The following is a 15,225-nucleotide window of genomic DNA, read 5'->3' on the forward strand; positions in this document are numbered from 1 at the left end:
CCTTTTTTCTCATCATGCTTAAGCAGATTTAACCGCTTCTAAAAGCTCAGCTTGACGTTTTTTCAACGCTTCTGGTAAACGATCACCAAGTTTGTTAAATAATTCAGTATGGCTTTCAAGTTCTTTGATCCATTGCTCTTTGTCTTGAGAAGTCACAAGGTCAAATTGCTCTTTCGTAAAGTCTGAACCAGTCCAGTTCAACTGTTCGTAAGTTGGAACACGACCAATTGGAGTTTCAACAGCGTCAGCACGACCTTCACAGCGATCGATAATCCACTCAAGAACACGCATGTTTTGACCGAAACCAGGCCATACAAAGTTGCCTTCAGCATCACGACGGAACCAGTTCACGTTGTAAATACCAGGAAGCTTGTTACCAGCAGCTGCAGCTTTCTCGCCAACTTTCTCACCCATTTCTAACCAATGTGTGAAGTAGTCAGCCATGTTGTAGCCAGCAAATGGAAGCATCGCAAATGGATCGCGACGAACAATACCTTGTTGACCAACAGCAGCAGCAGTTGTTTCAGAACCCATTGTTGCAGCTTTATAAACACCGTCAACCCAGTCAAATGCTTCTGAAATTAGAGGCACTGTGTCTGCACGGCGACCACCAAAGATGAACGCAGAGATTGGAACACCTGCTGGATTTTCCCAGTCAGCATCAATAGAAGGGCATTGACCAGCTGAAACTGTGAAACGCGCATTTGGATGAGCTGCTTTTTCTTCACCAGTATGTGGTTGACCTTTCCAGTTCGTTAGGTTGGCAGGTGCTTCTTTAGAAAGACCTTCCCACCATACTTCACCGTTGTCAGTCACGGCAACGTTTGTATAGATCACGTCTTTATGAAGCGTAGCCATACAGTTCGGGTTAGTCTTCGTATTTGTACCAGGAGCTACACCGAAGAAACCTGCTTCAGGATTGATTGCATATAAGCGACCATCTTCACCTGGTTTGATCCAAGCAATATCGTCACCTACAGTTTCAATCTTCCAACCTTCATAACCTGCTGGTGGAATTAACATTGCAAAGTTTGTTTTACCACAAGCAGATGGGAATGCAGCTGCGATGTAATGTTTTTCACCTTGTGGATTTGTCACACCAAGAATGAGCATGTGTTCAGCTAACCAGCCTTGTTGACGACCCATGAATGATGCGATACGTAATGCTAAGCATTTTTTACCAAGCAATGCGTTACCACCATAACCAGAACCAAATGACCAAATTTCACGAGTTTCTGGATAATGAACGATGTATTTTTCTTTGTTGCAAGGCCAAGCAACGTCTTTTTGACCTTCTTCCAATGGTGCACCTACAGTGTGTACACATGGAACAAATTCGCCATCAGTGCCTAGAACGTCATAAACAGCTTTACCCATGCGAGCCATTTTAGACATGCTGACTGCAACATAAGGAGAGTCAGTAAGTTCGATACCAATGTGAGCAATATGAGAACCTAAAGGTCCCATAGAGAAAGGTACAACGTACAAAGTACGACCTTTCATAGAACCGTCAAATAAACCGTTTAATTTTTCACGCATAACCGCTGGAGCTTCCCAGTTGTTAGTTGCGCCAGCATCTTCTTTGTTTTCAGAGCAGATAAAAGTACGGTCTTCAACACGAGCAACGTCAGAAGGATCAGAGTTTGCAAGATATGAACCAGGGTGCTTTTCTTGGTTAAGCGCTTGCATTGTGCCGTTAGCGATCATCAAGTCGATATAACGTTGATATTCTTCTGCGCTACCGTCACACCATTCAATTTTTGCTGGTTTTGTTAGTTTAGCAATCTCTTCCACCCAAGCAATAAGCTTAGGGTGACGAACGAATTCTGGTGCGTTCACTTGGGTCATGGTGAGGCCTATATCAAAAGTGTACAATGTGGTGTACAAATAATATCTAGATGCTGGTTTGCAGACTCTAGATTCAGTATGAAAAAAAGTGGCTGTATTAAAGCATATTTTCTTAAAAAAAATAAGACCAACGGCTTAAATAGTGCTTAAGACTTGTTTGGTGTTAAGTTTATGTAATTATTTGATATTTTTTTAAAAAATGAGTAATTTCTTTTTCATTTTTAAATTTTATGTTTGGTATTTATAGTTAAAATATTCATTTAAAATAAAAACTTAATTAAAATATGAGATCAATTCTCATCATCGAAAAATCAAATGAACATCATTTAAAAATTACATAAATTGGCTTTTAATTGAGTAGTAAATAGACGAAATTTTAAAGTAATTCAATTTTTAAACTCATAAAATGAATTCAATGCTAAAGCCTTTGTCTATGATTTTTAATGAAAAATCTGGATTTCATGCCACCAATAATGATCAAATTTATGAACAACTTATGCATTATTGGACAGATCTAGGTTTTGAAATACAAGTTTTTGATATTGCTTCAGAAATGAGTGTTCAAGCACTCATCGAAAAAGTTCATCTTCGACATTTAAATCATGATAATCAGGGGGTGATTGTGGTTGCTGGCGGGGATGGAACGTTAAATTCTGTGGCTAATTATTTATTACATCAAACCATCCCTTTGGCAATTTTACCTTTAGGGACGTTCAATTATGTTGCACGGGTTTTGAATATTCCTTTAGATATTCTCGAAGCTGCAAAACTGGTGGTTGAAGGTAAGCCTAAAGCGGTACATGTGGCAAAAATTAATGATGCCATTTATCTAAATAATGCGAGTTTGGGTCTTTATCCATTGTTTATTAAAAAAAGAGAGTTATATAACCAAAAACTAGGGCGTCTACCATTACATGCCTATACTTCTGGCTTAGACGTGTTGATTCGTGATCGTAAAGAATTAAAGTTAGAAATTGAGGTGGATGGTGTAAATTATGCAGTTAAAACCCCTTTATTATTTTTAGGTAATAACCAACTTCAATTAAAAGAAATGAACCTCAATATCGCTAAAACGGCAGAAGAGGGTCGGGTTGCGGGAGTTGTACTTGCTCGCACGGATAAGCTGAGTATTTTTAAAACACTCATCCAACTCGTTCGTGGAAAATTAGATCAGGCAGCAGACGTATATAGTTTTAGTGCGGATCATGTGCGCATACGTTCTCATCAAAAAAAGATGACTGTAGCAATCGATGGAGAAATTATTCAACTGGATTCACCATTAGATATTCATGTTGAAAGAAATGCACTGACCTTAATGGTGCCACAATGATTTTACATTTGTCTGATTTGCATTTTGGGACTGAGCAACAAGATTGCTTAGATGCAATTACTCACTTTGTTGCAGAACATTTGATCGAAGCTGTTGTGGTCAGTGGTGATCTCACTCAAAGGGCAAGATTTTCACAGTTTTATCACTGCAAAAAATTTCTAGAAGAACTTAATGTTCCTTATATTGTGATTCCGGGTAATCACGATATTCCTTTGTTTCATTTATGGCGCAGATTTTTAAGTCCGTTTCATCGGTATAAGTTGTTTTTTGGTGACATGGAACAGACCTTAGAAACTGAGCATTTTTATATTATAGGAATCAATACAATTCACCCTAAGTACCATACCAAAGGTCGTATTACTGAGTTTCAAATTCAGGATGTTGATCAAAAAATTAAGGAAGCTCCTCAAGATAAATTAAAAATTCTGCTTACGCATCAACCTTTCTATAGTGGTGATCACGGTATAAATATGTCTAAAGATCGTCCTAAAAATACTGAAAAAGCCCTAAAGACATGGGCAAGCTCAGGGTTGAATGCAATTCTACATGGTCATTTACATGTATCTGCTGTTTATGATCTGAATAAGATTTTCCAACTTAATGCTCAACATCCAATATTGGATATTCATGCAGGTACCGCTACGTCACATCGTTTACATCATGACTTTTCTAATAGTTTTAATCTAATTGATGAAAAACTGAAGGTGCGTGAATATCGCTTTGATTCGAGATTCAAGAAATTTTATTTAGTTGCAAATCGGAATGAAGGATAAATTATCGGAATGCCTAAAAAAAATACAAAAAATTAAATTTTTTTTCATTTTCCCCTTGAAGCAATTTTTTCCATCCCCACAAAAGTGACATCAAATAATTTTGGTGGTGATCTAAGGAAATTAAGATCACGACTATTAATCAAAAGACTTAGTCTGATGGAGTATTTTTATGAGCAACATTCGTCCATTACATGACCGTGTAGTAATTCGTCGTGTTGAAGAAGAAACAAAAACAGCTGGCGGCATTTTATTGCCAGGTTCTGCTGCAGAAAAGCCTGCTCAAGGTGAAATTATTGCAGTTGGTAATGGTCAGATCACTGACAATGGCGTTCGCGCTTTAGATGTAAAAGTAGGTGACAAGGTATTGTTTGGTACTTATGCAGGAACAACTGTGAAAGTAGATGGCGAAGAACTATTAATCATGAAAGAGTCAGATATTTTAGCTGTTTTAGAAGGCTAATTGATTCTTTTTAATACTACTCATTTAATCAATCAGATTTAGTAATTTTAATAATATTCGGAGTCAAATATGTCAGCTAAAGACGTTAAGTTTGGTGATTCAGCTCGCACAAAAATGATCGCAGGTGTGAATATCCTTGCAGATGCGGTTAAAGTTACACTTGGTCCTAAAGGCCGTAACGTAGTTATCGATCGTTCATTCGGTGCGCCACACATCACTAAAGATGGTGTTTCTGTAGCGAAAGAAATCACATTAAAAGACAAGTTTGAAAACATGGGTGCTCAACTTGTTCGTGAAGTTTCTTCTAAAACAAATGACATCGCAGGTGACGGTACTACAACGGCAACTGTTTTGGCTCAAGCAATTTTGAACGAAGGGATCAAGTCAGTAACTGCGGGTATGAACCCAATGGACTTGAAACGCGGTATTGATATTGCAGTTAAAGCTGTTGTTGCAGATATTAAAGCAACGGCTAAACCAGCATCTGATTCGAAAGCGATTGAACAAGTTGGTTCGATTTCTGCGAACTCTGATACGACTGTTGGTTCACTGATCGCTCAAGCGATGGAAAAAGTGGGTAAAGAAGGTGTAATCACTGTTGAAGAAGGTTCAGGCTTTGAAGATTCTCTAGATGTTGTAGAGGGTATGCAGTTTGACCGTGGTTATATTTCTCCATACTTCGCAAACAAACAAGATACATTAACTGCTGAATTGGAAAACCCATTTATCCTTCTTGTTGATAAGAAAGTAAGCAACATCCGTGAGTTGATTACAGTTCTTGAGGCAGTTGCGAAAACAGGTAAACCACTTCTAATCATCGCTGAAGATGTTGAAGGTGAAGCACTTGCAACGCTTGTTGTAAACAACATGCGTGGCATCATCAAAGTATGTGCTGTTAAAGCACCAGGCTTCGGTGATCGTCGTAAAGCAATGCTTCAAGATATCGCGATCTTAACTGGTGGTACTGTGATTTCTGAAGAAATCGGTATGCAGTTAGATCAAACAACACTTGAACATTTAGGTACTGCACACAAAGTAACTGTATCTAAAGAAAACACAGTGATTGTTGATGGTGCAGGCGATGCGAATCAAATTGCTGAGCGTGTTCAACAAATTCGTGCGCAAATCGAAGAATCAACTTCAGAATACGACAAAGAAAAACTTCAAGAGCGTGTTGCTAAATTAGCAGGCGGTGTAGCAGTGATCAAAATCGGTGCTGCAACTGAAGTTGAAATGAAAGAGAAGAAAGATCGTGTAGACGATGCTCTTCATGCAACTCGTGCTGCTGTTGAAGAAGGTGTTGTTGCGGGTGGTGGTGTTGCATTAGTACGTGCAGCTAAAGCACTTGACGGTGTAACGGGTATTAACGATGATCAAAACGTAGGTATCAACATCCTTCGTCGTGCGATTGAAGCGCCACTTCGTCAAATCGTATCTAACGCAGGTGACGAACCATCTGTAGTGATTAATGCAGTTAAAAATGGCGAAGGCAACTTTGGTTATAACGCTGCGACTGGTGAATACGGCGATATGCTAGAGATGGGTATCCTTGATCCAGCGAAAGTTACTCGTTCTGCACTTGAGCATGCTGCGTCTGTTGCGGGCTTAATGTTAACAACTGAGTGCATGATTACAGAGATCCCAGAAGATAAACCAGCTATGCCTGACATGGGCGGTATGGGTGGTATGGGCGGTATGATGTAATTCATCCCACAGCCTAAAAAATCCCCGCTTTAAGCGGGGATTTTTTTGTCATCTGTCTGATAAATATTTGAATACTATTGTAAATATTGAATAAAAGCCTCGTAGAGCGCTAATCTAAAGGAACATTAACACCATGATTGGGGGTGATGATGTTAACTGTTCAAGAAAATCAAATCATAGAAGAAATTTATGAGGCTGCCTTAAAGCCACATCACTGGGAAAATGTTTTAAAACAGGTCGTGGAATTTACACAGAGTTCAACGGCGATCTTTACTTACTTGGATCAGCTTCGGCCCGAACAAAATTTTATTTACACCATTAATATCCCGATTGATGGAATTCAAAATTATCAAACGTATAACTTAGATGTCGTAGACATGCGTATTCATGGTGAGTTAATGAATACCTATGGATTAGAGCATGCCTATCAAATTGATTGTCGATCATATGCTGAAACAGATAATGAGGATTTGAAGAACTTTTATGAATATTGTTTAGTTCCTTCAAACATCTGTTATCTCAGTGGGGTATTGTTAGAGTATGGAAAATATAAATGGGGCGTGCTTGCGGTACATCGACCATCAGATGAAGCTGCTTATGATACTGCTGAATTACAAAGTTTAGAAAGACTCGCAAAACACTTTAGAAGAGCGATTCAAATTCATCGACAAATTAAGTTTCTTCAACATGATAGAAGTAATTACACCGAAATTTTAGATAAGTTGAATGTGGGTGTACTCATTGTTCAATCTGATTTAGAAGTTAGATTTGTGAATCAGTATGCGAAGGATTGTTTGAATGATACGAGTATGATTGAAATAGATTTGCATAACAGATTAAAAATAATCGAGCCTTATAATACTCAATTAAAAAAATTGGTGCAGAGCACATTCAAAAAGAATGAGCGTTATTCATTAGAGAGGCATGATCAAGAAGAAGTTGGGGGTGCAATGCAGTTATATAGCGATCGACATCAATCAGCTTACTTCATCACAGTCTCACCACTTAAGGTGCTGTCAGATTCAATGATCTTAGACAATAATCAAGTTGCATTATTCTTATCAAAAATGCAGGATCGAAAACGCTTGTCTAAAATGTTACTGAAGTCAACATTCCAACTGACAGCTCGAGAAATTGAAATTTGTCAGCATTTTATGGACGATCAGCATCTTGATAATATTGCTTTGAAATGTGGGATTACGCTGAGTTCACTGCGGACATATCTGAAAACGATTTATCAGAAGCTAGGATGCTCCTCACAAGCTGAAATGATGCGGATTTTGATCGAATTTATTGATGCTTTTCAGCATATTGAATAATCCCCCTTTAACGAAGATGTTGAAGGGGGATAAAATTAATTCATTCTGGTCAGTGTAAATGTGCCTTCATCTGCTACGGTAAAGCTTAAACTTTGAGTAGAAATTTGTAATGGTAAGCCTAAATGCGCGTCTGTATCGGATAATCCAGCACAACCATTTGTATCAATGCTGAGGGGCGTGGTAACAAAGAGCTTGTTGTCGCGTAATTGATAACGACCATACTCAATACCAGGGCCACCACAAGGTCCATCATATGGATCTGGTTGATCATCGCCAATAGCATCTACCATAATGAAAGTGTTATTAGAATTAAATACGAAAATTTGTTTACCACTTGAGGACTGCCATGCGCCTACAATTCCACTTTTATTTCGAGGAACTCGCGTAAATTCTGCACTTTCATCAAGATTATCATCATCAAAAATTTTGAGTTTAGAACCATTAAAAGATAGCCTTAATGAACGTGATTCCCCATCATCGAGAAGTCCCCAATCTTCATTTGTGTCAATCACAGGCGTAGTACTATTTATGGAAGAAGTATAAAAGCTACCACTCAAAGCATCTAGATTAATCTTGGCGTATTCCATGCCATTTGAAGAACTATTGGGCTCACTTGGGATTGGTTCACCAAGCATATATTCGCCATTCTCTCCAATAAATAACACAATTTCAGACTCATTGTTTTTTGCATACCATACGCCTTGAATGTCTTTGAGCAGTGAGCTGCTAAAATGTTCTTTAGCTTGCTCTTCACTGACTACTGTATTGGAGGCAATTTCAGGAATATTGATAATTTGAGCTTGAAGTCGCTCTCTAAAATCACTTGTCGTGTTGCTGAAATCAATCGCTGAAGGCGAGAGAGTTGAAACATCATCAGGGATTTGTATGGTCTCTTTATACTCATCGATATCCAGTGATTGTAAAAAAATCAGTAGATTGATAATTCTCTTGTTACGTTCATCTGCATTTAAATCTTCATCCACGAGTTCATTTGGTGTCACACGAGCTAAACCTTGTACAGTACCAATTTCGATATCACCAATTTTAAATGTAATGACATCTCCATCTTGATATTCAAATTCCCCATTTGCATTGGTTTTCTTCGCATTGTCATTATTGCCATTCACGATATACGTCGCACCTGCTACTGGGCTGTCAGTCAGTATTCCTATTTTAATCTGATCATCATTTTTTGCGGATTTATCCGAACCACCACAAGCTGCTAAACAGGTACTGAGCGCCAGTGTTAGAAGAGCTTTTTTCATCATTTCCCCCAAATCATTCGTATTTTTGTACCTCGAATATAGTTTTAAAAAATTGAATATGACTATCCTCAAATTGGGAGGGGGGTGATGGCATTAATGCTGCGTAATTTTAGAAGTTTTTTACTTTTGAGAAATTGCGCATATTTTTTTTGAAGGATCAGATAAGCGGTTCATAGGTGAGGGCTTCATATTCTCTTCTTAATTCAATCAATGTTGATCGTTTCTGTTATTAGTTCTTGTTTTTTTATTCATAGTCACTGAATATCAATTAAATTTTTATATATTTTAATGAAAACACTTTCTAGAATTCTTTTGACGGCTTTACGACTATGTTATCTAAGTTCTTTATTGAACGACCTATTTTTGCTGGCGTACTTGCGATCATTGTCATGGCAATTGGTATATTTGCGGTGATGAGCTTACCGGTAGAACGCTATCCTGATATTGCTCCGCCAAGAATTACTGTATCAGCAACTTACACAGGAGCTGATGCCGAAACAGTTGAGGAAAGTGTCACACAGGTCATAGAACAACAAATTAAAGGAATTGATAACTTACTTTATTTTAGCTCTACCAGTAATGCATCTGGGAATAGTAGAATTAGTTTAAGTTTTGAAAACGGAACTGATCCAGACACAGCACAAGTCCAAGTTCAAAATAGCATTAATGGGGTGATCAATCGTTTGCCTGAAGACGTGCAGCGTCAAGGGGTCAATGTCTATAAATCCTTAGGTGACACCTTTATGGTGGTGGGGTTATATGACACTACGAACCAAAGTAATAATATTGCGTTGTCAGATTATTTGGCTGATCACATTGAACCAGAAATTGCGCGTGTAGAAGGTGTTGGTGAGGTTGATGTCTTTGGTTCTCAATATGCCATGCGTATTTGGCTAGATCCGAACTTATTGAAACAATATCAGTTGATGCCTAGTGATATTCGTGCCGCAATTGAAGCACAAAATACACAAGTTGCTGCAGGTGGAATCGGAGATTTACCGACAGTAGCAGACCAGTATCTTAATGCAAAAGTTACCGCTGGATCACGACTAAGAACAGTCGATGAATTTAAAAATATCATTGTCAAAGCGACCCCTGATGGAAGTTTTATTTATTTAAAAGATGTAGCACGCATTGAGTTAGGTGCTGAAAATTATCAAGCTTTTAATACCATTAATGGATCACCTTCAGCAGGCTTGGCTGTTTCAATGTCATCTGGTGCGAATGCTTTGGCAACCTCTGCAAAAATTAAAGAAGTCCTTGAAGACATCAAGAAAAAACTTCCTGAAGGCTACCAAATTGTATACCCACGAGATAACACGCCGTTTGTTCAAGAGTCCATTAAAGAAGTTGTAAAGACCTTAGTTGAAGCCATTATCTTGGTTGTGTTGGTCATGTTTATCTTTTTACAAAGCTGGCGCGCAACACTTATTCCAACGGTCACGGTTCCAATTGTTATTTTGGGCACTTTCGCCGTCTTATTTGCGCTCGGAATGACCATCAATACGTTGACACTTTTTGCATTAGTTCTTGCGATTGGATTACTTGTAGATGATGCAATTGTGGTGGTCGAAAATGTCGAACGTTTAATGCATGAAAAGGGGCTATCTGCAAAGCAAGCATCCATCTTATCTATGCAAGAGATGACGGGGGCTTTAATTGGAATTACAGTGGTGCTAACTGCAGTATTTATTCCGATGGCTTTTTTTACAGGATCGACAGGAGTTATATACCGTCAGTTTTCAATTACCTTGATTGCAGCCATGGCACTGTCATTATTGGTCGCGTTAATTCTCACACCAGCATTGTGTGCGATTATTCTTAAACCTAAACAACAAGAAGCAAAATGGGCGACATGGTTTAATACAAAAATGGAATCATTACGATTGCATTATCTAAAGTGGGTTGAAAAAAGCCTGTCACTAAAATGGATCGTTTTAACCAGTTTTGCTGGGTTAATTGTGATTTTTGCTTTGTTTTATAAGTCGCTTCCAACCAGCTTTATTCCAAGTGAAGATCAAGGTTTTATCAGTATCCAATTCAGTTTACCTGAAGGCGCACCTATGACAGAAAGTCAGCTTGTTGGTGAAAGTATTCGAGAGTATTTTCTTGAACAAGAAAAACAGAATGTTAGGTTGGTTCAAATTCGTTATGGACGAAATTTTTCAGGAACGGGTCAAAATTTAGGAACAGGATTTGTAGCATTACATCATTGGGATGATCGTCCGGGCGAGGCAAACTCTGCACAAGCTATTCGTGAACGAGCGATGGAGTTCTTTAGAAAAGACAGTCGCGCTCGAATTATGGTGAGTTTACCAGGTTCTGTAAGTGGTCTTGGCGATACCAATGGTATCGAATTTTGGCTTCAAGATTTAAATGGACAAGGACGACAGTATTTAGAAGATCAATTTCAAGCGCTAGAGCGACAGGCAATCAACTTCACAACTTTTGAAAATTTGGGAAAACGCTCTAATCCAGATAAAGCCAAATTGAAAGTGAATATCAATCAAAAGTTAGTGATGGCGAATGGTCTTTCACAATCTGCGATTAACAGCACTTTGGCTGCAGCTTGGGGTGGTTCCTATGTGAACGACTTTATTGATCGCGGACGTATTAAACGCGTCATGATGCAGGGTGATGCCGAGTATCGTTCAAAGCCTGAAGATCTCAATTTATGGTCTGTACGAAACAATCAAAATCAAATGATTTCATTTGGTAATTTTGCCACTGTGGATTGGGATGGAGGCCCTGATGTGGTGACTCGTTTCCAAGGTTATTCCGCGCTGCAAATGGAAGCAGACACTGCAAAAAATGTGAGCAGTGGTGCTGCAATGCGTGATATCAAGTCTATGGTTGATCAATTAGATGGGGTTGGGCTAGCATGGAGTGGATTATCGTTTCAAGAGCAACAATCGAGTACACAAGCCATTTGGCTTTATCTCATCTCTGTTGGCTTTATCTTTCTATGTTTGGCTGCCTTATATGAAAGTTGGTCGATACCTTCTGTTGTGATTGCTGCTATTCCATTGGGTATTGGCGGTAATATTATTTTTAGTTGGTTGGTCGGATTTCCAAATGATATTTACTTCCAAATTGCGTTACTTACGACGATTGGGTTGTCATGTAAAAATGCCATCTTAATTGTTGAATTTGCGGCAATGGCTCAGGAGCGTGGAGCTAATGCGATTGCTGCTGCTTTACAAGGTGCAAGTTTACGCTTACGTCCAATTTTAATGACTTCACTTGCTTTTGGTGCAGGGGTTATACCTTTGGTATTTGCATCAGGTGCAGGTGCTGCCAGTCGTCAAGAAATTGGTGTCAGTGTCCTTGGGGGGGTAATTTTCGGCACAATTTTAGTTCTTGTCTTTATTCCCTTTATGTTTGTTATCGTTAGGAATATTTTCAAATATAAATCAAAATCAGCATCTGAAATTTAATATGGTATCCGCAGTACAGCGAGTATGGTACTGCGGTTGATTTAATCCATTTTTAAATATCAGTTTTTGACAAGATCAATACGCACTAACATTTTCAATTAGTGTTAGCATGCCTTGCTCAATTCTAAACGATAATAAATGAAGCGATTATGGATCAAATTAAACAAGATCATAAAATTGAAGCATTACAACAAGCATTGATCAATTCTGATGTCGCTCAGATTGATCATATTGCGGATACGATTAATCCTGCAGATTTGGCTTTGTTTTTACAGCAATTAGAAATCGATCAACAAATACAACTTATCCACCATTTAGAAAACGCAGCATATGTATTTGAGTTTTTGCCACTCAATCATCAAGTACAGTTGGTTAAAAAAATGGACGGCAAAAGTACAGTCCAGTTAATTCGTTCAATGCATTCAGACGCTCGAACAGATTTGTACAAAGCTTTACCGGATCAAATTAAAACATTTATTTTTGCGAATTTAGATCGAGAAACAAAGCAGCAAGTTCAATCTTTGGCACTGTATGCTGAGGAAACGGCTGGTGCGATCATGACATCTGATTATGTCACTTTGCCATCAGACATCTCAATGCAACAAGCTTTAGAGATTTTGCGTCATTCCGCCAAAGATACTGAAACCTTATATCTGATCTATATTACCAATCAATTTCAGAAACTTGAGGGTGTAATTTCTCTTCGAGAAATTGTGCAAGCACCTTTGGATAAAACAGTCCAAGAAGTCATGACCACTGAGGTTATTTACGGACGGGTGGATGAAGATCAGGAATCAGTGGCAAAAAAATTAAGCCACTATGATTTTATCGCCTTACCTATTTTAGATCATGATGATCATCTACTCGGTATCGTCACTTATGATGATGCTATGGATGTATTCCAAGAAGAATTTACCGAAGACTTTTTGAAAAGTGGGGCGGTAGAGCTTAAAGAAAATATCAGTATTCGTTCAGCACCAATATTATTGTTATTTAGACAACGTGTTTTTTGGCTAGTGTTTCTGGTCTTTGGCAGCCTACTTTCGAGTATTGGGATCGCCCATTATGAAGACATCATTGCTGCGCATATTGTTTTGGTCTTCTTTTTACCGCTATTGGTTGGGAGTGGTGGTAACGCAGGCTCCCAATCTGCAACCTTGATGGTTCGAGCAATCGCAACTGGAGATGTAAAAGCCAAGGATTGGTTTGTGTTGCTTGGTCGTGAAGCGATGGTTGCTCTATGTTTGGGTGCAACGATGGCTGCAGCTGTTTCAATTCTTGGCTATATCCGTGGAGATATGATGGTCGCTTTAGTGCTTGCGATCAGTATGATGGGTATTGTCATGATGGGCTGTATGATCGGGATGAGTTTACCATTTGTACTCAATAAACTAGGACTCGATCCCGCAAGCGCATCTGCACCCTTGGTCACTTCAATATGTGATGCAACTGGTGTATTGGTCTATTTATTTATTGCTTCACAACTCTTATTCTAAGGCTATGACTGATGGAGTATCTTTGCAGGATGTTGCTTAAATGACAAATAAAAATAAATTAACCCAAGCTGAAGTCATCAAAATGGAACGCGATCTTGCCAAGTTCGCAAACATGATGGATTCCGTCGTAAGAATTCCATTCACTAAACAAGGGGTAGGGGCTGATGCAGCATTGAGTACGATTCCTGTGGCGGGTGACGTAGCTGGATTTGTACTTACGTGTTATGCAGTATTACAAGCTCGAAAAATCGGTGTGCCCCAATCTAAATTGAATGGCGTGCTTAAACTTGCTGTGATGGATGGTGTAGTAGGTTTAATCCCTGTTGCAGGTACACTCTTTGATGTGTTTATTCGACCGAGTCGCAAGGCTTTAGATGTGGTTCATGATCATATTCGTGAAGAGTATCAGATTCATTCAGACCATCATGTGGTACACCCATTTTTACATGAAAACTTAGAGCGTAAACAGCAGAACTCTGCCTTCTGGCGAAATCCTGTCGTGGCATGGATTTGGATTCATATTCCTGATTTACTGGGTCTTCTGTTTTTAATTATTTTTGGTGTTGCCTTATGGTTTGGTGTAACGTTCTTATGGCAATGGTTTCAATCTATTTAAAGTGTTATAGATTGAGTCCAATAAAAAAGCCTCCCTATGGAGGCTTTTTTTAGATGCAGATTAAGGACAATCAAGTTGTTGTAATGCTGCTACACGTTGCTCAATTGTTGGGTGTGTTTGGAAGAGTGCAGCAAGGCTGAATCCTTCTTCACGACCAGATGAAATTGAGAAAGCTTTCATTTCTTTAGGCATTTGATCTGGCATTTCAGTTTCTGCTTGCAAGCGAAGTAATGCACTGATCATGGCTTGTTTACCTGCTAAACGCGCGCCAGCCTCATCAGCACGATATTCACGATAGCGAGAGAACCACATCACAATTGCCGAAGCAAGAATACCGAATACGATATCTAACACGATTGTAATGAGGAAATAGCTCCAGCCCGGTGCTTCACCTTCTTCACGACCAAATACATTGCGATCTACAAAGTCGCCGACGATACGCGCGAAGAACATCACAAACGCGTTGACTACACCTTGGACTAAAGCAAGGGTGACCATGTCACCATTAGCAACGTGACCAATTTCATGCGCCAACACTGCACGTAATTCATCTTTATTCATGCGTTCCAATAAGCCTGTTGAAACAGCGACTAAAGCATCGTTTTTGTTCCAACCAGTTGCGAAAGCATTTGATTGATAAGATGGGAAAATACCAACTTCTGGCATTTTAATACCAGCACGTTGAGAAAGTTGTGCTACTTCATTGAGTAACCATGCTTCCGCTTGGTTGCGTGGAGCATTGGGATCAATTAACTCTGTACCTGTGGTTTTCTTTGCAATCCACTTTGACATGAATAGGGAGATTAAAGAACCCACCATACCAAAGACAAAACAGATCACAAGTAAATTGCCAAGATTCAAGCCACCCGCGCCATGGTAACTACCGACACCGAAGAGTGACAAGATTATGCCAGCTACCACCAGTACCGCGAGGTTGGTCAGCAAAAACAAACCAATCCGCATCATCGAGAAAATCC

11 protein-coding genes are annotated in these 15,225 nt (G+C 39.0%); 8 read left to right on the forward strand and 3 right to left on the reverse strand.

All coding sequences use genetic code 11. The features are described 5' to 3' along the window. Nucleotides 1–18: 18 nt before the first annotated feature. On the reverse strand, nucleotides 19–1,848 hold the full coding sequence (locus tag AC1M9B_RS00125; protein ID WP_481588545.1) for a phosphoenolpyruvate carboxykinase (GTP): 1,830 nt from the start codon (nucleotides 1,846–1,848) through the stop codon (nucleotides 19–21). Nucleotides 1,849–2,254: 406 nt separating this feature from the next. Between AC1M9B_RS00125 and AC1M9B_RS00130 the strand changes: the two genes are divergently transcribed. The 5 genes from AC1M9B_RS00130 (at nucleotide 2,255) to AC1M9B_RS00150 (ending at nucleotide 7,434) form a co-directional block, all read left to right on the forward strand. Continuing rightward, entirely contained in the window at nucleotides 2,255–3,178 is a 924-nt protein-coding gene (locus AC1M9B_RS00130) for a diacylglycerol/lipid kinase family protein (protein ID WP_481589682.1), read from the forward strand. After that, nucleotides 3,175–3,951, forward strand: coding sequence for a metallophosphoesterase family protein (locus AC1M9B_RS00135; RefSeq protein ID WP_481607126.1), 777 nt, complete (start codon nucleotides 3,175–3,177; stop codon nucleotides 3,949–3,951). Before AC1M9B_RS00130 ends, AC1M9B_RS00135 begins: the two co-directional genes overlap by 4 nt. Before the next feature lie 169 nt (nucleotides 3,952–4,120). Then, nucleotides 4,121–4,411, forward strand: coding sequence for a co-chaperone GroES (locus AC1M9B_RS00140; protein WP_004810787.1), 291 nt, complete (start codon nucleotides 4,121–4,123; stop codon nucleotides 4,409–4,411). A gap of 69 nt (nucleotides 4,412–4,480) precedes the next feature. Continuing rightward, nucleotides 4,481–6,115: a chaperonin GroEL gene (groL, locus tag AC1M9B_RS00145; protein ID WP_035266940.1), complete on the forward strand. Its 1,635-nt coding sequence runs from the start codon at nucleotides 4,481–4,483 to the stop codon at nucleotides 6,113–6,115. Between the two features lie 149 nt (nucleotides 6,116–6,264). Next, the gene (locus AC1M9B_RS00150; protein WP_481608272.1) at nucleotides 6,265–7,434 is read left to right on the forward strand and encodes a LuxR C-terminal-related transcriptional regulator; all 1,170 of its coding nucleotides are present in this window, start codon (nucleotides 6,265–6,267) and stop codon (nucleotides 7,432–7,434) included. 35 nt (nucleotides 7,435–7,469) lie between these two features. On the opposite strand, the gene AC1M9B_RS00155 is transcribed toward AC1M9B_RS00150, so the two are convergent. Next, a complete protein-coding gene (locus AC1M9B_RS00155) occupies nucleotides 7,470–8,699 on the reverse strand; it encodes a hypothetical protein (protein ID WP_481608273.1) in 1,230 nt (409 codons plus the stop codon). A 329-nt stretch (nucleotides 8,700–9,028) separates the two neighbouring features. Between AC1M9B_RS00155 and AC1M9B_RS00160 the strand changes: the two genes are divergently transcribed. The 3 genes from AC1M9B_RS00160 to AC1M9B_RS00170 all read left to right on the forward strand — a co-directional run bounded on the left by AC1M9B_RS00160 (nucleotide 9,029) and on the right by AC1M9B_RS00170 (nucleotide 14,248). Beyond that, nucleotides 9,029–12,136 carry a multidrug efflux RND transporter permease subunit gene (locus AC1M9B_RS00160; protein ID WP_481608274.1) on the forward strand — a complete coding sequence of 1,036 codons (3,108 nt, stop codon included), beginning with the start codon at nucleotides 9,029–9,031 and terminating at the stop codon, nucleotides 12,134–12,136. Between the two features lie 158 nt (nucleotides 12,137–12,294). Then, on the forward strand, nucleotides 12,295–13,632 hold the full coding sequence (mgtE, locus tag AC1M9B_RS00165) for a magnesium transporter (protein WP_481608632.1): 1,338 nt from the start codon (nucleotides 12,295–12,297) through the stop codon (nucleotides 13,630–13,632). Nucleotides 13,633–13,672: 40 nt separating this feature from the next. Next, entirely contained in the window at nucleotides 13,673–14,248 is a 576-nt protein-coding gene (locus AC1M9B_RS00170; protein WP_035266953.1) for a DUF4112 domain-containing protein, read from the forward strand. Between the two features lie 60 nt (nucleotides 14,249–14,308). Here the strand turns inward: AC1M9B_RS00170 and htpX are convergent, their stop codons facing one another. Then, on the reverse strand, nucleotides 14,309–15,214 hold the full coding sequence (gene htpX, locus AC1M9B_RS00175) for a protease HtpX (RefSeq protein ID WP_035266954.1): 906 nt from the start codon (nucleotides 15,212–15,214) through the stop codon (nucleotides 14,309–14,311). Nucleotides 15,215–15,225 lie beyond the last annotated feature (11 nt).

Source organism: Acinetobacter sp. ANC_7513 (assembly GCF_056779915.1).